Raw genomic sequence first — 18,560 nt, forward strand, 5'->3', positions numbered from 1 at the left:
GTTTGAGCACAGGAAAAGCGTGGATCGCGTTCGGCTTGAGCGCGGTGGCACTGGCGCTGGCGACGCCCGTTGTGGCCAGGTCGCCCGAGATGGAGGGCCGCGCCGCCGCTGCCGCCACCGTTACCCGCGGGCAGGCGCGATTCACGGTGCTGACACCGCGGCTGATCCGGATGGAATGGTCGCCCGCCGCCCGTTTCGTCGACGCGCCGTCGCAGGTGTTCATCGACCGCGACCAGCCCGTCCCGCGCTTCACCACGACGGCCGAGAACGGCAGGCTGGTGATCCGTACCGAAGCGCTCGAACTGTCCTACACGCTCGACAGCGGTCGCTTCACCGCCGCCAATCTCGCTGTCCGGTCGCGCGCGTTGAAGCCTGCATTCGACTGGCGCCCCGGTGCGCCGACGACTGGCAATCTGCACGGCACCGCGCGCACGCTCGACCGCTATTCGGGCGACCGACAGATCGACAATGGCTCCCGGCTCGACCTGGGTCAGGGGCTGATCTCGCGCGACGGATGGCATGTCGTAGACGACAGCAATACGTTCGTGTTCGACGGTGACCGGCAAATGCCATGGGTGCAAAAGCGCGCGTGCGGCGATTGCCAGGACCTGTATTTCTTCGGCTACGGCCATGATTACACCGCCGCGCTCGGCGATTATGCCAAGGTTGCCGGACGCCAGCCGATGCCGCCACGTTTTGCGTTCGGCTACTGGTGGTCACGCTACTGGAATTATTCCGACCGCGAGCTGCGCGAACTTGTGGGCGACCTCGATCGCGCCGGCTTCCCGCTCGATGTGCTGGTGATCGACATGGACTGGCATCGCACCGACGATCTCAGCTGGGACCCCCGCTATGTCGTCAAGGACGAGGTGGGCGAAGGCGTCGGCTGGACCGGTTATAGCTGGAACCGCAGCCTGTTCCCCGATCCCAAGCGCTTCCTTGGCTGGCTGGAAGACCGCAAGATCAAGGCGACGCTGAACCTGCACCCCGCATCGGGCATCCCCCCGCGCGAGGAGACCTATGCCGCCTTCGCCAAGGCGATGGGGGTGACCGATGGCAAGGCCGTTCCGTTCGAGGGCGCCGACCGCCGCTTCGTCGACAACTGGTTCAAGCTGACGCTCGACCCGCTGACTGCGCAGGGGGTCGATTTCTGGTGGCTCGACTGGCAGCAATGGCCGGACTCGAAACTGATGCCGGGGCTGTCAAACACCTGGTGGCTCAACCACCTGTTCTACACCCGCATGCAGCAGGCGAACACCAATCGCGCTCTGATCTACCACCGCTGGGGCGGGCTCGGAAACCATCGCTACCAGATCGGTTTTTCGGGCGACGCGGTGATCACATGGGACTCGCTCGCCTATCAGCCCTATTTCACCGCGACCGCATCGAACGTTCTATACGGCTATTGGAGCCACGACATCGGCGGCCATATGTTCGCGGACGGCCTGGCCCCCGACCAGCGCAAGATCGATCCGGAACTCTATGTCCGCTGGATGCAGTTCGGCGCGTTCAGCCCGATCCTGCGCACCCATTCGGCCAAGGACGGCAATCTGCGCAAGGAGCCTTGGCGGTTTTCGCCTGAAGTGCTTTCAACGCTGCGCGACACCGTGGCGCTTCGCTATCAGCTGGCCCCCTATATCTACACCGCATCGCGCCAGGCTTACGACACCGGTGTCTCGATCCTGCGTCCGCTTTACTATGGCTGGCCCGAGCAGGAGGAGGCCTATGCCGCGCGGGGGCAGTATATGTTCGGCGACGACATGCTGCTGGCCCCGGTGACCAAGGCAGGAACGGACGGCGTTGTTCAGGCGTCGATCTGGCTGCCGCCGGGCCAATGGTATGACACCAACCGCGGCGAATTGGTGGCGGGCGGCCGCACCATCGTGCGCGATTATCTGCTGAACGAGATTCCGCTGTTCGTGCGGGCCGGGGCGGTGATCCCGATGAACCCGCCGTCGCTGCAGAATCTGCAACAGATCGATGGCAGCAAGCTGGTCCTGCGCGTTTTTCCGGGCGGTTCCACGCGCACGCGCCTGTATGAAGATGCGGGCGATAGCGAAGGCTATCGCGGCAAGGCCTATAGCTTCACCCCGATCACGAGCGCGCGCGATGCCCGCACCGCGCTGCTCACCGTCCACCCGCGAACGGGGAGCTATCCGGGGATGGCCACGGCGCGACAGATCACCGTCGAGTTTCCGGCAGCGGCACTGCCGACGAAGGTCATGGTGAACGGCAAGGCCTATGCGCGATCCGACGATGAGCGCGCCGGCCACTGGCATTATGACGGCGCCAGCCTGACCGCGCGGATCGTCGTTCCAGATACCGCCACCCAAACGTCGCTTGCGGTGCAGGTGGCGTTCGCTCCGGATACCCGGATCGACGGGCTGGCGTATCGGATGAAGCGGACCGCCGCAGCGGTCGCGTGGCTCAAGGAGCACTGGCCTGCGCCCGAACCACTGCCCGACGATGTATCGCTGGCCGGGCAGTTAAGCCAACTGATCGACTACGCTCCCGATCGGCTGAGCGTGCTCGCCTCCGAGTTCGACCAGCGATCCGGCCGACTTGCAGCGCTTGTGCGCGCCTCGCGCGCCGCACCTGAGGTGCAGGCCGAGTTCGAGCGGCGAATGGCGATAATCGACGAGCGGCGAAAATAGGCGGGTCAGCACGCGCAAGGAAACCACACCCGATCCCGCGCCATACGCCGTCCGGTCATGACATGAAGTCGGATCCCGCTGCTCACGGACCGATCGTCTAGTCGATGAGCGCGTGCAGGCTCCATTCAGTGCGCACGCCCAGCACGATCGCATCGGCCACGGCGGGATCGGCCGACGGGCGGCGGACATAATGGGCGTTGGGCTGGATCGCGAGCCACGGCGTGACCTGCGCGCGATAGGTCAGCTCGACGGCGACTTCCGACGCCGCCGCTCCGGTCGCGGCACGATAGGGATCGGCGGTGAACGCCGCGGCGATCGCGATGCCGAACGCGTCGGCGTCGCGCCCCTTGATCCAGCCGGTGAAGTTGAGCCCGCCGCTCAGGAACCGGTCGAACATGTTGAACCGGCTGCTCGCGACACCGGCGCGGATGAAGGCGTCGAGCGTGCCGTCGTCGCGGCGCGCGAGCGGAAGCTGGGCGCGGACATAGCTGCCCGAATTGCCGGTTTCCGCGCCCGCGCCATCGGTGCGATCGAACGTCGCCGTATAGCGCCAATGGCCGAGTAACAGCCTGCCCCCGGCAAGCGGTGCCTCGACCTCGCCGACCAGCAGCGCGCCATCGCCATTGCCCAGCTTGACGGCAGTCCGCGCCGGGCGCGCCGGATCGCCGGGAACGCCGTCCAGCACCGCCGCGCGCACCGCCCAGCCTTCCGCCGGGGCGAATGCCACGCGGGCGGCGAGCGCGGTGGACGGGAAGATCGACGGGCCGTTTTGCCCGCTTTGCGCAAAGTCCGTCCCGATCCCGTGCGGACTGCTGACGAACAGCCCCGAGGCGTCGAGCGCGTCGAATTCGGAATTGAGGTCGTAAAGCCCGACGCGCACCGAGGCCGCGTCACCGAACTTCTGGTCGACCCATGCCTCGTACAGCCGGATCGCGCGCGTACCCGTTTCGATATTGCTCACCGCCTGCGCATCGCCGACCAGATCGCTGATCGAATTGCCGTTGTTGTAAAGGCCGTAAAGCCACAGTTGTGCGCCGGTCCACCCGACCATCCGCTCAAGATCGGCGTCGAACACGATGTCGAGATTGTCCAGGTAGCGCGTCCCCCGCTCCACCCCGCCCGCCGCAATTCCCATCACTTCGGCGGTGTAGACGACCTCGAAATTCCACGGCTTGTCCTCGCCGCCTTCCTGCGCCGAAAGCGTGCGATGGGTGTGCGTCTGCGCTTCGCTTTCGTCGCGCGGCGCTTCGAGCGCGGTCAAGGCAAGGAAGGGAAGCAGCATCGGGTTTCACCATGAAAGGAGGTCAGGACAGCAGGTGCTCACACTGCCCGGCGCGGCTTACGTCGCTTGAGCCAGAGCAGCACGCCGGCGATGATCATCGTGATCAGCCACAGGCCGATCGCGACCGACAGTATCCGGCCGATCAGTCCGCCCGCTTCGCCGGTATGGATCGGGAACAGCGCAGCCATGAACCGGTTCGCGGCGCTCGCCTCAGCGATCGGAAAGATGCCGCGGACCTGCCCGTTATTGGCATCGACGAGCACATAGCTGCTCCCATAGGCTCGGCTGAGCTCATCGGGCGCCCGCAGTCGTACCCGCCAGGTGGCATCATCCGTCCGGGGCCAGGCGACCTGGGTCAGGCTGCTGCCAGGAAGTGCCTCCAGCCCGGCACGCGCCGCGGTGGCGAAGCCGATCTGCGCACCGGTCGGCGCGACCGCGGGCATCGTGACCGGCTCCGCCCCGACCAGTTCGCCAACACCGTCCTCGAATTTCAACAGCGTCCCGGTTGCCGCGATGACAAGCGCGGGGATGCCGACCCACAGGCCGAGCGCCCGGTGCCAGCTGTAGAGCCGGGGCGCGGCCGGGCCGCGCAGCGCCGGGCGCAAGGCGCGACCCCAGGTCCCTCGCCGTGGCCAGGCGGCGACGATGCCGAGGATCAGGTTGGTGCAGAGCAGGACGCCGCTAATCGAAATCAGCCAGCTGCCCCATGCGCCAAGAAGTTCGTGATGAAAGCCGACCAGGAAGCCCATCAGGCTCTGCGTATCGGGCTTCGGTTGGTCAAGGACGGTGCCGTCCCCCGCGATCCGCGCCGAGGCGCTGGTCCCCTGAGCATCCTCGAAATAGACATTGTAGCGGTCAGGAGCTCCGGCGGCGGTCCAGACCGACGCGACCTTGCCCCCGCGCGGCACCAGCGCGTCGATCCGCCGTTCGATCGCGGCCAGATCGGTCGGGCGGTGAAGCAACGAGATGCCTGCGTCGGTGATCTCCCAATGAAACACGATCAGCACGCCGGTGACGGCCTGCAGCAGCCAGAACAACGCTGCTCCCAGGCTGAGCCAGCGGTGTAGCTTCAGGATCGACCGACGGAGCGTCGGCGCACGGGTCGATGCGGTCATGTTGTCTTGTCTGACGCACTGCGATGGACCGCCAAACCTCCACTTTCCGGAACCGCGGGGGACCAATCCGAAAACGCGTCGCCTATGCCGCTGGCCGCGCCAGTCAGCGCGTATGCACTGCTGCGCACCGTGCGCGCGGTTCGGGGCCGGCGGGCGATCCGAGTGGCGAATGGAGTGCGCGACGTGCCGCCATCGCGTGGCAGCAGGATCGGATTTCAGGGGCGATCGTCAGCGGTCTGCCAGTCCGTGGACTTTCGTTTCCGGGCCCGCCGCCGCATCCCCCCTAACGTCCGGGGTTGAAGCGGCGCATCCATGCCGTCATCTCGCCATCGGGCAGCGCATCGAGAATCGCGCCGAGCGTCGCATCATCCTCATCCTGTCCCAGTTTGAACTTGCCCGAAACGCTGGTCACACGCGCGCGAAAGCCGATGATCTGCTCGAGCATGGCGTGATAGCGCGGGCCAAGTTCTTCCACGCCCCATGGCGCGGCGCGGCGCGCCTCCATCGCGTCGATCAACACCTTGAGCGCATGCTCGGTCAGAGCGCTGTCGAACGCGATCTCAGCACCGATCGTCACCTGCGCATAATTCCAGGTCGGCGCCCAGTTGCGGCGCCCGGCATGTTCCGGGCTGACATAGGCTTGCGGCCCGGAAAACAGGATCGTCGCACGCGGATCGTCGCGCAGCGCCCCATGTAGGGGGTTGGAGCGCATGAGGTGCCCGATCAGCTCGACCAGCCGCCCGGCGTCGTCGAACACGCCGACCAGCGGCAACAGGCTCGACTCCAGTGCTGCCGCCGGGCCGCCACAAACCCAGGCAAGCGGATACCCCTCAACCAGCGCGCGGACATCGGTGACGTCGAATCGCTCGAACAGCGGAACTTGTATTCCCGTCATGCCGGTCGCGTCGCTCATCATACCCTTACCCATAATGAATGGCCCCCTTTGTTTCCGAAGGCTGGAGCAGGGACAAGCGCCAATTCATAAAAGACCGATGGTCCACCTCCGGTTGCACGACGGCAACCGTGTGTTTAGCGTTGGTACCGGTTACAGTCCGATTTTCTGCGATGGGGATGGTCCAATGCTGCGACCGTGGCAAGTCAGCCTGGGTGATCGCATCGATCCGTCGCGTGATGTCCCGATCTATATGCAGATCATCCAGGCGCTGATCCGCGACATCGAACGCGGGCGTCTGACCTCGGGCACCTACCTGCCCAGCAGCCGCGAACTGGCCAGCCTCTTGGGGGTCAACCGCAAGACCGTGGTGCTGGCCTATGAGGACCTGATCGCGCAAGGGTGGCTGGATTCGGCAGGGACGCGCGGGACAATGGTATCGTCCTCGCTCCCTGATCCCGTTACCCGGCCGCGCGCCGGGGTTGAGGCGACGATGAGCGACGCGCCGATCGATTATCGCTATGCCCCGCCGCCCGAACGCCCGCTCGCCCTGCCCTCCGGCCCCGGCCTTAAGCTGGACGAGGGCGCGCCCGACGGTCGCCTGTTCCCCGCCGACCTGCTCGCCCGCGCTTATCGCACCGCCGCGCAGCGCGCGGCGCGCGAAAACCTGTTCCAGTACGGCAATCCGCGCGGTTCGCTGACGCTACGTGAGAGCATCGCGACGATGCTCAAGAGCCAGCGCGGCCTCCCGGTCACGGCCGACAACATCTGCATCACGCGCGGCAGCCAGAACGGCATCTTCCTTGCGGCGCATGTCCTGCTCCGACCCGGCGATACGGTGATCGTCGAGGCGCTGGCCTATGAGCCGGCCGTCGCCGCATTCCGGTCGCTCGGCGCAAACACCGTCTCCGTTGGACTGGATGAGGATGGCATCGACGTCGAGGCGGTCGAGCGCGCATGCCGCCGCAACGCGGTACGCGCGGTGTTTCTGACGCCGCACCACCAGTTTCCCACCACCGTATCGCTGCGCCCCGAACGGCGGCTGCGGCTGCTCGAACTCGCCCACCAGTTCGGCTTTGCGATCATCGAGGATGATTACGACCATGAGTTCCATTTCGAATCACAGCCGCTGTTGCCGATGGCGGGATATGGTCCGAGCCATGTCATCTATGTTGGGTCGTTGTCGAAGCTGCTGCTGCCCGCGCTGCGCATCGGCTATGTCGCCGCTCCACCGCCGGTGATCGATGCGATCGCGCACATGATTTCGCTGACCGACGGGATGGGAAACACCCTGACCGAGCATGCCGCCGCCGAGTTGATCGAGAATGGCGAATTGCGCCGCCATGCGCGCAAGGTGCGGCAGGTCTATGCCAGGCGACGGGAGAATTTCGCGCGGGAACTTGATCGTGGCCTGGGCGCGCTGGTCGACTATCGGATTCCCGATGGTGGGCTGGCCTTCTGGCTGCGCTTTCCGGACACCGATCTAGATGCGATGGAGGCGCGCGCCGCGGGCATGGGGCTGCGCTTTGCCGTCTCGCGCTCGTTCATGACCCGAGACGATGCCCCGCGCGGCCTGCGGATCGGCTTTGCCAGCCTGAACGAGCATGAAGCGCGAACCGCCATTGCGGCAATGCGCGAAGCGGCGGGGTGAACCGACTGGTCCCGCAAGTCTCAACAAAATTGGATGTTTGCCGATCCAGCTCCCGGGTGAAAGCTACGCCCAGGGAGACCGGAAATGATCGATCGCCGCACCATCCTCGCCGCCAGCGCCGGAACCGCGGCGACGGCGATAAGCCACGCAGCCTTTGCCGGAAGCGATGACCAGCTCGACACCGCATGGATCAATGCCCGGGTCTGGACCGGCGCCGGCCCCGACACGCGCACCGACGCGATCGGGGTGAAGGGTGACCGCATCGCCGCGATCGGTGCCGATGCGGTGCGCGCGCGAACCGGCAAGCGCACCCGCGTGATCGACCTTCAGGGCGCGTTCGTGACGCCCGGCTTCATCGACCCGCATGTCCATTTCGTGATGGCCTCGACCATGTTGACGCAGGCGTCGTTGCGCGATGCCGCGAACCGGAAAGAGTTCGTCGAGAGGATCGCCATTGCGGCAAAAGCGCTGCCCAAGGGGCAGTGGCTGGAGGGTGGCAATTGGGATCAGGACCGCTGGGGCGGCGAGATGCCGCACCGCAGCTGGATCGACGCGGTCACGCCTGACACGCCGGTCGCAGTGATCCGTTACGACCTCCACATGTTGTTCCTCAACTCGCTCGCGCTCAGGCTGGCGGGGATCGATCGCAACACCGTGTCGCCACCGGGCGGGGTGATCGAAAAGGACGACGATGGCGAACCGACCGGCATCATCAAGGATTCGGCCAAGGACCTGGTGCTGCGCGCGATCGGCGAGCGCACCCCCGCGCAGATCGACGCGGCAGTCGCAAAGGGGATCAAGGTCGCGTTGAGCAAGGGCGTGACCCAGGTCCACCCGACCGAGCTAGAGACGATCAGCTTCGATTCCACCCGACGCTTGCGCGCCAAGGGTGAGACGGGCTTGCGCTTCCGCCACTATCTCCCGCTCAAGGACTGGGAGGATCAGGCCGCGCTGATCGCGCGTGAAGGGCGCGGTGACGACTGGGTCCAGTGGGGTGGATGCAAAGTGGTGTTCGACGGGTCGCTCGGCTCGCGCACCGCGAAATTCTACGAACCCTATGTGGATGATCCTTCGACGAGCGGGATCATCGTCACCGACCCCGTCGATCTGCGCCGCTGGATCGCGGGGGCGGACAAGGCCGGGCTTCAGGTCACCGCGCACGCGATCGGGGACGAGGCGAACGACATCGTCCTCGACACGCTCGCCGCCGTCGCCAAGGCCAACGGCCCGCGCGACCGGCGCTTTCGCGTCGAGCATGTCCAGCACATGAAGCCGCACGCAATCCCGCGGTTCAAGGCGCAGCAGGTGATTGCGTCGGTCCAGCCCTATCACGCCATCGACGATGGCCGCTGGGCGGTGCGCAGGATCGGCGAGAAGCGGCTGGAGACGAGCTTTGCGTTCGGGTCACTGGTGCGAACGGGCGCGCATGTCTGCATGGGATCGGACTGGCCCGTCGCACCGATCGATCCGTTTGCCGGACTGGACGCTGCGGTCAATCGCGAGACGCTGGATGGCAACCATCCGCAGGGGTGGCATCCCGAACAGCGCGTGACGCTCGCCCAGGCGCTGCGCTGCCATACGCGGGAGGGTGCCTATGCCGGTTTCAACGACTCCAGGATGGGGTTGATCGCCCCGGGCCATCTGGCAGACTTTGCGGTGATGGATCAGGACCTGTTCGCGATCGAGGCGCATGCGATCAAGCGCACGTCGGTGCTACGCACCATCGTCGGCGGGGTTCAGCAGTTCGGCTGAGCGGGGGCGCGCAACCCGGATGCGCGCCCCTTCCCGCCTTGCTTACCGCACGACGAAGCTGGTCGTCGTGATCCGGCTCACCATCTGAACCGCGCCCGAGGACAGGGTGAAGTCGCCCGTTTCCTTCAGCTCCGCCTTGACGATGTAGCGGCCCTTTTCGCGCAGGGGCAGTTCGACCTGCCCCGCTGCATCGGTTTCCAGCGCGAGCATCCACCGTTCGGGCGAGACGAGCGTGACCGCCTGTTGCGCCACCGGCTTGCCGTTGAAGATGACTGTGAAGCGGTTGCCGTTCGGCGAGACCGGAACGATCTCGAACGGCAGTTGCGCGGTCGTGTCGCTGCGCCCGCTGCGCGCATAATAGACGCCGCCCGCGGTCTTGCCGTCCTCCTGCCAGGGCGCGAAGATATTGTCGTCCCACACGCGCGCATCGCCCGGCGCGACGTCCACCTCGATATAGCCCGGCCCACGCGTCTGCTGAGCGGTCGAAACAGGCACCAGCTTCGGCGATTTGAGCGAGGGGAAGGCGGGATCGCCGGCGGCCGGGATCGGCTTTTCGGGCTCGCCCAGCCAGATCTGCAGCTTGCCATTGGCGCCGCGTTCGGCCCACAGCTCGTGCGCTTGCGCGCTGGTGGCGGCGGCCAGCGCCAGCGCGGCGATCCACATCTTCTTCATTCGATCTTCCCCTTGCGATGAGGCTCCCCGGCGGGGAGCAGGTTGAGGGCGAGGAACAACAGTCCCGCGCCCAGCATGACGGAGCCGACCCACAGGATCGGGCCGAACACCCATCCCTGCGCCAGGATCGCGGGTGGGAAGGACAGCGGCAGCGCCGCCCATGCCCCTAGCCGCATACGCCTGACCGCCGCGACGGTAGGCGCGCGGCCCAGTCGGCGCTGGTGATGGTCGAACGTCGAAAGCGCGAACAACGCGAAGGCGAGCGCGGAAAGCGCGAGTGTCAGCGCGCTCATTGCGCCGGCTCCAGCGCCATTGCGGGGACCACCGATCTCCGCTTTTTCGGCGTGTCCGACCGGTACCGCCCCACGCGCCGGGCCATCCCGAGAAAGCCGAGCCCGAACACCAGCAGCGCACCGTCGATACCGGCCAGCATCCCGTCACCACGCGCCAGCGCGGCGAAGATGCCCGCATCGGTCCCGATCAGGTTGTAGAGCGGCAAGGCCACCAGCAACGCGCCGGTCAACGTGAACAGGACCACCCACCCGACCCGCGCCCGGCTGGTCAGTGCGAGCAGCGATGCCGCCCCCCACGCGACGAACAGGCAGTGGATTTCCCACTCCGCCCGCCCCGCCATGCCGACGGGCAACAGCCGATTGGCCCAGAACAACGCCGCGATGCCGAGCGGCAGCCCGCCGATCGCGGCGACGTTGAGCCGCTCGACGACCCGGAACCCGAAATGCGGCCGATCGGGGTTGGGCAGCTTTTCGCGCCGCTTGACGGTCCACATGACCATCCCGCTCGCGACCATCACGCACCCCGCCACGCCGCTCAAAAAATAGACGAAGCGCAGCCAGTCGTTCGCAAAGCGTCCGGCATGCACCCCGATCATCGCACCGGCGGTGGTCGACGCGGCATCCTGGGGCGGCGCGGTCCAGACCGGTTTTCCGGTTGCGCCGTCATAGGTCATGCGCGGCGTGCGCGAGGACAGCATCGTCGCGCCCGACCGTAGCACGCGGACCCGGGCCCCGGCATCGCCGGGCTCGTTCACCTCGATATAGCCCGCAGCGCCGCCCAGCCGCGGCCCCGCGTCGCGCAGGATCGTGGTGAGATCGACCAACGGCGCCGCGCGACCGGTCCGCTCCGCCTGAACACCCTCAGGATAGAGGCTGTCGTAATAGGCTTTGCCCTTGTCGGAATAGGCCGCGACGGTCGCCCAGGGCAGCAACGTCACCATCAGCGTAACGAGGCCGGTATAGGTGATCATGAGATGGAACGGCAGGCCCAGAACCGCCGTCGCATTATGCCCATCCAGCCAGGAACGCTGCCCCTTGCCCCGACGCAGGGTAAAGAAATCGCGGAAGATCTTCTTGTGCGTGACCACGCCGGACAGGATCGCGACCAGCATGAACAGCGCGGCGATCCCGACCAGCCACCGCGCCCAGATGACCGGCATGTAGTAAAGGTCGAAATGGAAGCGGTAGAAAAACTCCCCACCGCGTGTCGCGCGCACATCGACGGGGTCGCCATTGGCGTCGATCGTCATCTGTTCGCCGCGCCGGCGACGGGGGCGTTCGCCCTCCTTGAGTTGCGGCACCCACGACACCACCGCGCCATGGCTCGACGCACCGGGCAACGTGATGAACCAGCTTTTGGCGTCGGGTGCCCGTTGCGCCAGATAGCGCTGCGCCCCGGCGAGGACCCGTTCGGGCTGGGTCACCGGCGGAAGCTCGGGCCGCATCCACCGGTTCAGCCCCTCGCGGTAAAAGGCGATGGTGCCGGTCACGAACACCGCAAACAGCAGCCAGCCGAGCAGCAATCCCGACCAGGTGTGCAGAAACGCCTGGGACTGGCGAAAGCCCTTTTCCCCGGACACGCTCATGGCCGCCCTCCGAGGAAGGAGAGCCACAGCGACAGGACAGCCGCCCCCCCGAAGACCGTCGTGATCGCGAGCGCGCGGACTCCGCTACGCGCGGCGAATGCCCACATCGCCACCACGGCACAGATGACGAATGCCACCAGCATCCCCGTGGTGGTGGCAGCGGCCCGCGTCATCGGCAGCGTCCGCGACAGGGCCATCGCCCAAAGCGTCGCGACCCCGTAACCGATCGGCAGTGCCACCGCGATGCGCAGCATCAGGTCGCCCAGCCGCCGGCCCCTACCGGCGCGCCCTGTCGCCATCCCGCTCATGGATAGGCGATCCGCACCGTCGCGAACACGCTGCGCGGGCTGCCGAAATAATTGCCGCGCCCGGTGGACGAGATGCGGGCATAGTAAGTGCGGTCGAACAGGTTGTTGACGTTGACGCTCAGCGAGACCTGATCGGTCAGCTTGTAGCCAGCACGCAGGTCGACCACCGCATAATCGCCCTGCCGCACGATCGAGGAACGCGTGCGCAGGCTGCCATCGGCATTGAACACCGCCGCATTGCCGCCCCAGGTCGCGCTGAACCAGGTGACGCCGCCGCCAATGCTTGCGCCCTTGAACATCCCGTCCGGCGCGACATAGTTGGTGAACAGCTTGACCGAATGTTCGGGGATCACCGGGACGAGCGAAATGCCCTCGAGCAGCGGGTTGCTGTCCTCCAGATACTCGCTCTTGGTGTAGCTGTAGCCGCCATTGACGCGCCAGCCGGGCAGGATCTCGCCCGCTGCCTCGACCTCGATACCGCGCGCGCGCACCTTGCCGATCTGGAACACGACATCGGGCAGGTCCGCGTCGTTAAATAGGCGGTTGGACTGGGTGATCTGATAGGCCGCAAGCGACAGCAGCAACCGGTCGTCGGCGAGCGACAGTTTGGTCCCCACCTCATATTGTGCGCCGACCAACGGTTCGATCTGTCCGCCATCGCTGCGCGGCTTGGCCGAGCTTTGCGGAGAGAAGCTGTCGGCATAACTGGCATAGAGGTTCAGCTGGTCGGTGACGTCCCAGACGATGCCGGCATAGGGGGCGAACTTGCCCTCGATCCCATAGCTGGTCTCGGCCCCGACGGTCGGCAGCACCGTTTGCAGATCGGTATCCCACCAGGTCAGGCGCCCGCCCCCGACCAGCGTCACGCCAGCGATCGGGCTGAGCCGCATCTGGCCGTAAAGCCCATATTGCTCGACGCGCGTGAGCGTGCCGCCGCGCACCTGACTGACCGGGCCGTTGACGCCGTTATAGGCCGGCAGATTGGTGTAGGGATCGAGCGGCGGTTCGGCGGGCGAAACCGGGTTGTACACGTCGATCCGCGCATAGTTGGACAGGCGGGTATAGTAGCTCGCGTAATCGCTCGCCTGATAATCCGCGCCCAGGATCAGCGACTGGTCGCGCCCGAACATCCGGAACGTGCCGATGCCGTTGACGTCGAACGCCGTGGTGTCCTGGAAACTGTCGCCGCGATAGGCGATGTGGCTGGTGACGCCGCTCGCCTGCGTGATCGGCTGGCTGCCGATATAGCTGTACACGTCGATGCGATCGACATTGGCGATCAGGCCGGTGGCGCGCAGCGTCCAGCGATCGTTGAGCTCATGCGCGATTTCTCCGAACCATGACCAGCTTTCGGAGCGGAAGCGATTCCAGTCCGCGCCGAGATAGGTGGAACGATCGATGTCTAGCAGCCGCCCGTCGCTGCCATCGGTACCGCCGATAATGCCGGGCAAGCCCGACTGGATCGCCGGCTTGAACCGGTCGTAATTGCCGCCGAAGGTGATCGTGGTGCGGTCACCGATGCGGACCGATGCGGTGCCATAGGCGGCGACGCGGTTGCGATGGGCGACGTCGAAAAACTGGTCCTGATCCTGCACCATCGCGCCGACGCGAACGCCGATCGCATCGTTGAGCGGCGCGGACAGGTCGATCTCGCCCCGGAAATTGTCGTAGCTGCCATAGCCGGCCATCGCCTGCACCTTGACGCTGTCGAGCGGGCGCTTGCGGACGAGGTTGATGCTGCCCGCCGGATTGCCCGAACCGCTGAACAGGCCCGCCGGCCCGCGCAGGATTTCGATCCGGTCATAGAAGAACAGGTCGGGGACCACCCCGGGGAAGCCGAAGGCGCGGGTTGCGACACCGTCGATCAGATAGTTGTTGATGACAAAGCCGCGCGACAGGAACGACGGGTCCTCGCTGCCCACGCCATTGACGGTAATTCCGGGGGCCGCGGTCGCGACATCCTCCAGCGTGAACAGGCCCTGCGCCTCGATCTGCTCGCGGTCGACGACAGTGACGGTGTTGGGAACGTCCTTGAGCGGCGTCACGGTCTTGCCGACGCCGTTGCCGTAGCTCTTGCCGAGGATCACCACCTCGTCACGCTTGGCATCGTCAGCGGGTGCGGCGTCGCGGGCCAAAGCCCCCGGCGCCCACAATCCCGCCGCCGCAACGCTCACCAGCCACTTTCCCATCGTACGCATAACCGTTCACCCCTTGTTTGAGTCGGGGGTCGGATAGCCAAGATGTTTTTGCGAGTCACTAGCATTAGCGATTTAATTCGCCGGATTGTGGGCGCTTTCCCCATCGCGACGGTCACATCGCCTCACGGTCACGGCGCGATGCCGCCCGGCTGCGCCGCGTGACGATCAGATAGGCGACGGTCGCCAGAATGGTCGCGTCGATCATCGGCACCGTCGTGACCGTCAGCTCAAACCGCTCGGCCAGCAGCGCCAGCGTGATCGAGCCAAGCCACACCAGCGTCGCGGGCCAGCGGATCGCGGGAAGCCCCCGGATCGAGGCGGCTGGGTCGGCCTCCCGAAACGCGGTGAAGGCATCGATGACGTAGATCGCGGCAATCGGCGGGATGATGATCGCGAGGAAGATCAGGAATGGCACGAAGCTGTCGATGATCCCCCACAGCGCAAAGCCGCCGCCGATCGCACCACCGGCGCAGATGAAGATCCACGGTCGCACGCGCGGAAACGTTGCCCCCATCGACAGGCTCGCCGAATAGAGATTGGCCGCGTTGATCGTCCAGATCGACAGGATCAGGATCAGCAATACGGGCAGGCCAAAGCCGGCCATGACCACCAGCTTCATGATATCGGTCTCCCCCGTCGCCAGCGCCGGGAGCACCGATGCGATCATCAGCAGCGGGGTTGCCACGGGGAAGGACAGCACCATCCCCACCGCCGCCCCGCGCGCGGTGCGGATGTAGCGGGCAAGGTCGGGCATCGCCGCGACCGTCAGCATGTTGCCGCCGACCAGTGCCGAAAGCGCGATCCCGAAGGTCATCGGGATGGGCGGGTTCGCGGAACGGTCCAGCTCGACCCCCGATTGGCGCAGGATGATCCATGCGACCGCCCCCAAGATGATCGCCAGCAGCGGCACCGCCACCAGCGCCAGCCGGTCGAGCGCACGGAAACCGAAGATCGTCGAGACCGTCATCAGCACGCTGCCCGCGATCACGAACGTCCCGAAGCTACCGGGGATCGCATAGCCCTGCGACACCAGCGCCATGATCGCGCCGGCGAAGAACGACACATTCACCCCGAACCAGCAATAATGCACGATCGCGACGACGATATTGACCAGCGCGGCGCCCTGTTTCCCGAACGAACGCTGGATCAGCAGATAGGTGGTGAGCCGCGTGCGCACGCTGACCCAGGCGGTGAAGCACGCGCCCGCGCACAGGATGGCGCCAGCGATCAGTGCAACCAGCACCGCCTGCCAGAAGCCGAGCGCCAGGCCGATCTGTGCCCCATTGAGGAACCCCGGCAACGCGATCGAAAAGCTCGCAACGATCAGCGCGACGCGCCAACCCGCGACGGTCAGACGCTCCGGAAGCGGTGCATCGGCATATTCTCCGCCCGGAACGTCTGTGCTCATCCCCTGTCCCATCCATTCAGTGTTTCGATCGGGCAATAGGCGTCGGCGAAGCCGAATGCAGCCGGCCCGACCAGGGCCAGCGCGCGCGCCTCGCGCAGCATCGCCGGCGCGGCGGCGCCGACGACCTTGACGCGTTGTCCGTATTTCAGGCGTTCGGTCGTAATCGAATCCGCCGTCTCGCGGTCCATCACGGTGATCAGGTCGGGCACCATCGCGACGACATCGCCGTCACGGCGGGCGACCAGATTTTCGTTCTGAAACACCAGTTCCATCCGCCCCGCGCCGCCAAAGCCCTCGATCACCACGCGACCGATCGAAAAGCCACCCTGGGTCTCGCGCTCCAGATCGACGATCTTTCCGTCGAACAGCTCGCCTGCAAAGGGATAGAGCGATGTCGCGCGCAAGGCAGCATAGAGCGCTGCGAACGGATCGTCGCCCTGCGCCCGTGCCTCACGGACCGCCGCGCCGATCGCGATCGCGGCGGATACGCTCCCGCCGATCGCATGATCCTTCGCCTCGCGCCCGGTCAGCGGATATTCGACCATGTGCGCAATGCCGCCCAGCGCGACCGACAGCCCGCGCGCGACGCGTTCATGCGTCAGGTTGTCGGGTGTCTCGATCACGGTCAGCGACCCGCACGCGGCGGTCAGCACCGACGGGCAGGCCGAAAGCCCACGAATGTTGAAAATCGCCATCTGCGATTCCGGGAAGGCCCGGCCCATCCCGTCGGCATCGACGACCGGCACACCCAGCCGCGCCGCGCTGACCAGTGGCGCCAGTCCGTTGCCTCCGCCGATTTCGATCGGCAGCACGGCATCGACCCGCCGTCCCATTTCGCGCTCCAGCCGCCGCAGCCCGGTCAGCGCCTCCTGCCCGCTCGGCAGCTTTTCGACCGAGACCGTCGGCGCACCGATCCATCCGCACGGGACGACGAGTGCATCGTCAGCGAGACTGTCGAGCGACACCAGATCGAACGCATCGATCCGGCCAAGCTCGGCCTGCCCGAGCAGCAGGCTGTAATAGGGATCGCCCCCGCCGCCTGAACCCAGAAATGCGGCGCCCTGGGCAAGGTCGGCCAGCGCCGTGCGATCAATGCGCATGCTGAACTTGTCGCGTCGCGGCTTCATCGATCGGCAGGCCGGCAAGATCGCCGACTGCCCGCACGCGCAGCTGCGCGGCACGGCCCGGGAGATAACTCAGGAACACTTCATCCACTTCCACAATCTGGACAGTTTCGGCGATGCCGCCGGCGGCAACCACTTGCTCGGTGACGTCGCGGCGCATGCGTTCGATCGCCTCGGCGCGCGGTTCACGGTCGTAGGCGATAATCTGCTCGATCTGCGCACCGACCTGCGCGATCGCGGCGCCGACCGCGTTGGCGACCGCCGCATGCTGCGGCCGCAGCACCCGCGCCGCGCCCTTCAGGCTGTCGGCGATCAGGAAATTTCCGCCACCGACCGCCAGGATCGTGGCGTCGCCGCGCGTCGTCTTCATCCGGTCGACCGCTTCCTCCAGCATCGCCTGAAACCGCGCCCATGTCGCGGTAAGCATGGCGGCGCTGAAATCGGGCAACGCGGCGCTGTCGCCAAAATCCGCCCGGCCGGTCGCGACCGCGACGTCGCTAGTGGTCAGCGTCGCTCCTCCGAACACCATGGCTTCCTGCGCGATGCGATAGCCGACCGAATCCGGCCCGACCCTGAGCACGCCGGCGGGAATCTCCGCAGCTGCGTAGAGTGCGGGATCGAGATGGACGCGCGTACCGCCGCCCAGCCCGATCGCGAGAATGTCCGGCATCCGGAAATTGGTCCGTACCCCGCCGATATCGACGGCGATCGAGGATTCGCGGGGAAAGCCATTGGCCAGCACACCGATATCGGTGGTGGTCCCGCCGACATCCATGACGATTGCGTCCTGCACCCCGGTGAGGAATGCGGCACCGCGCATCGAATTGGTCGGCCCCGATCCGATGGTCAGCACCGGAAACGCCGCCGCCTGCGCCGCCGAGATCAGCGTCCCGTCATTTTGCGAGATATAGAGCGGCGCAGCGATGCCAAGCTCCGTCAACGCCCGCTCGAACGAGGTCATGACGCTCGCCGCCAGCGCGGCAAGCGCGGCGTTCAAGATCGCCGCATTCTCACGCTCGATAAATCCGATCCGGCCGATCGCGCTCGACACGGTGACGCGCGCCTCAGGATGTTCCTGCGCCACAATCTCGGCGGCGCGCGTCTCCATCGCGGCATTGACCGGTGCGAAGGCGCAGGTGATCGCCACCGCGCGCACCCCGCGCGCCTTCAGTTCCAGCGCCGCGGCACGCACCTTGTCCGCATCGAACGGCGCGATCTCGCGCCCGTCCACCTCATAACCGCCCGGCAGCAGGAAGATATGGTCGCCGATCCGTCGCGACAGATCGTCGGGCCATCCGGTCAGCGGCGGCAACGCCTCACCCGACGGGCTGGCCAGCCGCAGCACACCCACCGCGTCCAGCTTGTTGCGCTCGATCAGGGCGTTGGCGAAGTGCGTCGTGCCGATCATCACCGCGCCGACCGCATCGGGCGCAACGCCGGCCTCTTCGAGCACCGCGCGGATCGCGGCTGCCACGCCGCCGCTGACGTCCGCACTGGTCGGACGCTTGGTCCATGCCCGAATGGCAGACCCATCCATCAAAACGGCGTCGGTGTTCGTACCGCCGACATCGACACCAATCCGCACGCAGCAAACTCCCGCCCCTGAACCTCACGCAAAGGGTGCG

The 18,560-nt window shown here is 66.4% G+C and carries 14 protein-coding genes; 3 read left to right on the forward strand and 11 right to left on the reverse strand.

The genetic code is table 11. The features are described from left to right. Positions 1-2 precede the first annotated feature (2 nt). Positions 3-2,654, forward strand: a complete 2,652-nt coding sequence (locus ACO05N_RS13880; protein WP_422057661.1) for a TIM-barrel domain-containing protein — start codon at positions 3-5, stop codon at positions 2,652-2,654. 97 nt (positions 2,655-2,751) lie between these two features. On the opposite strand, the gene ACO05N_RS13885 is transcribed toward ACO05N_RS13880, so the two are convergent. From ACO05N_RS13885 to ACO05N_RS13895, 3 genes are all read right to left on the reverse strand, one after another. Continuing rightward, a complete protein-coding gene (locus tag ACO05N_RS13885; RefSeq protein WP_422057662.1) occupies positions 2,752-3,936 on the reverse strand; it encodes a carbohydrate porin in 1,185 nt (394 codons plus the stop codon). A 38-nt stretch (positions 3,937-3,974) separates the two neighbouring features. Further along, positions 3,975-5,051 carry a PepSY-associated TM helix domain-containing protein gene (locus ACO05N_RS13890; protein WP_422057663.1) on the reverse strand — a complete coding sequence of 359 codons (1,077 nt, stop codon included), beginning with the start codon at positions 5,049-5,051 and terminating at the stop codon, positions 3,975-3,977. A 283-nt stretch (positions 5,052-5,334) separates the two neighbouring features. Then, complete coding sequence (locus ACO05N_RS13895) at positions 5,335-5,979, reverse strand: FMN-binding negative transcriptional regulator (protein ID WP_422057664.1); 645 nt, start codon at positions 5,977-5,979, stop codon at positions 5,335-5,337. Positions 5,980-6,130: 151 nt separating this feature from the next. On the opposite strand from ACO05N_RS13895, the gene ACO05N_RS13900 reads away from it, so the two are divergent. Both ACO05N_RS13900 and ACO05N_RS13905 read left to right on the forward strand, forming a co-directional pair. Beyond that, on the forward strand, positions 6,131-7,594 hold the full coding sequence (locus ACO05N_RS13900) for a PLP-dependent aminotransferase family protein (protein ID WP_422057665.1): 1,464 nt from the start codon (positions 6,131-6,133) through the stop codon (positions 7,592-7,594). 84 nt (positions 7,595-7,678) lie between these two features. After that, positions 7,679-9,346 (forward strand): amidohydrolase, encoded by a 1,668-nt coding sequence (locus ACO05N_RS13905; protein ID WP_422057666.1) that lies wholly within the window; start codon positions 7,679-7,681, stop codon positions 9,344-9,346. A 42-nt stretch (positions 9,347-9,388) separates the two neighbouring features. On the opposite strand, the gene ACO05N_RS13910 is transcribed toward ACO05N_RS13905, so the two are convergent. The 8 genes from ACO05N_RS13910 to ACO05N_RS13945 form a co-directional block, all read right to left on the reverse strand. Further along, positions 9,389-10,018 carry a DUF4198 domain-containing protein gene (locus tag ACO05N_RS13910; RefSeq protein ID WP_422057667.1) on the reverse strand — a complete coding sequence of 210 codons (630 nt, stop codon included), beginning with the start codon at positions 10,016-10,018 and terminating at the stop codon, positions 9,389-9,391. Beyond that, positions 10,015-10,311 carry a DUF3325 domain-containing protein gene (locus ACO05N_RS13915; RefSeq protein ID WP_422057668.1) on the reverse strand — a complete coding sequence of 99 codons (297 nt, stop codon included), beginning with the start codon at positions 10,309-10,311 and terminating at the stop codon, positions 10,015-10,017. Before ACO05N_RS13915 ends, ACO05N_RS13910 begins: the two co-directional genes overlap by 4 nt. Beyond that, positions 10,308-11,897: a PepSY-associated TM helix domain-containing protein gene (locus tag ACO05N_RS13920; RefSeq protein WP_422057669.1), complete on the reverse strand. Its 1,590-nt coding sequence runs from the start codon at positions 11,895-11,897 to the stop codon at positions 10,308-10,310. Before ACO05N_RS13920 ends, ACO05N_RS13915 begins: the two co-directional genes overlap by 4 nt. Beyond that, positions 11,894-12,151, reverse strand: coding sequence for a hypothetical protein (locus ACO05N_RS13925; RefSeq protein WP_422057670.1), 258 nt, complete (start codon positions 12,149-12,151; stop codon positions 11,894-11,896). The genes ACO05N_RS13920 and ACO05N_RS13925 overlap by 4 nt, the downstream gene beginning before the upstream one ends. A 50-nt stretch (positions 12,152-12,201) precedes the next feature. Next, positions 12,202-14,403 carry a TonB-dependent siderophore receptor gene (locus tag ACO05N_RS13930; RefSeq protein ID WP_422057671.1) on the reverse strand — a complete coding sequence of 734 codons (2,202 nt, stop codon included), beginning with the start codon at positions 14,401-14,403 and terminating at the stop codon, positions 12,202-12,204. A gap of 112 nt (positions 14,404-14,515) precedes the next feature. Continuing rightward, positions 14,516-15,811: a cytosine permease gene (locus ACO05N_RS13935; protein WP_422057672.1), complete on the reverse strand. Its 1,296-nt coding sequence runs from the start codon at positions 15,809-15,811 to the stop codon at positions 14,516-14,518. Further along, entirely contained in the window at positions 15,808-16,938 is a 1,131-nt protein-coding gene (locus tag ACO05N_RS13940; RefSeq protein WP_422057673.1) for a DUF917 domain-containing protein, read from the reverse strand. Before ACO05N_RS13940 ends, ACO05N_RS13935 begins: the two co-directional genes overlap by 4 nt. Then, positions 16,901-18,520 carry a hydantoinase/oxoprolinase N-terminal domain-containing protein gene (locus ACO05N_RS13945; protein WP_422057674.1) on the reverse strand — a complete coding sequence of 540 codons (1,620 nt, stop codon included), beginning with the start codon at positions 18,518-18,520 and terminating at the stop codon, positions 16,901-16,903. Before ACO05N_RS13945 ends, ACO05N_RS13940 begins: the two co-directional genes overlap by 38 nt. Positions 18,521-18,560 lie beyond the last annotated feature (40 nt).

Source organism: Sphingomonas sp., assembly GCF_965227385.1.
In the GTDB taxonomy this organism is placed as follows: Bacteria; Pseudomonadota; Alphaproteobacteria; order Sphingomonadales; family Sphingomonadaceae; genus Sphingomonas.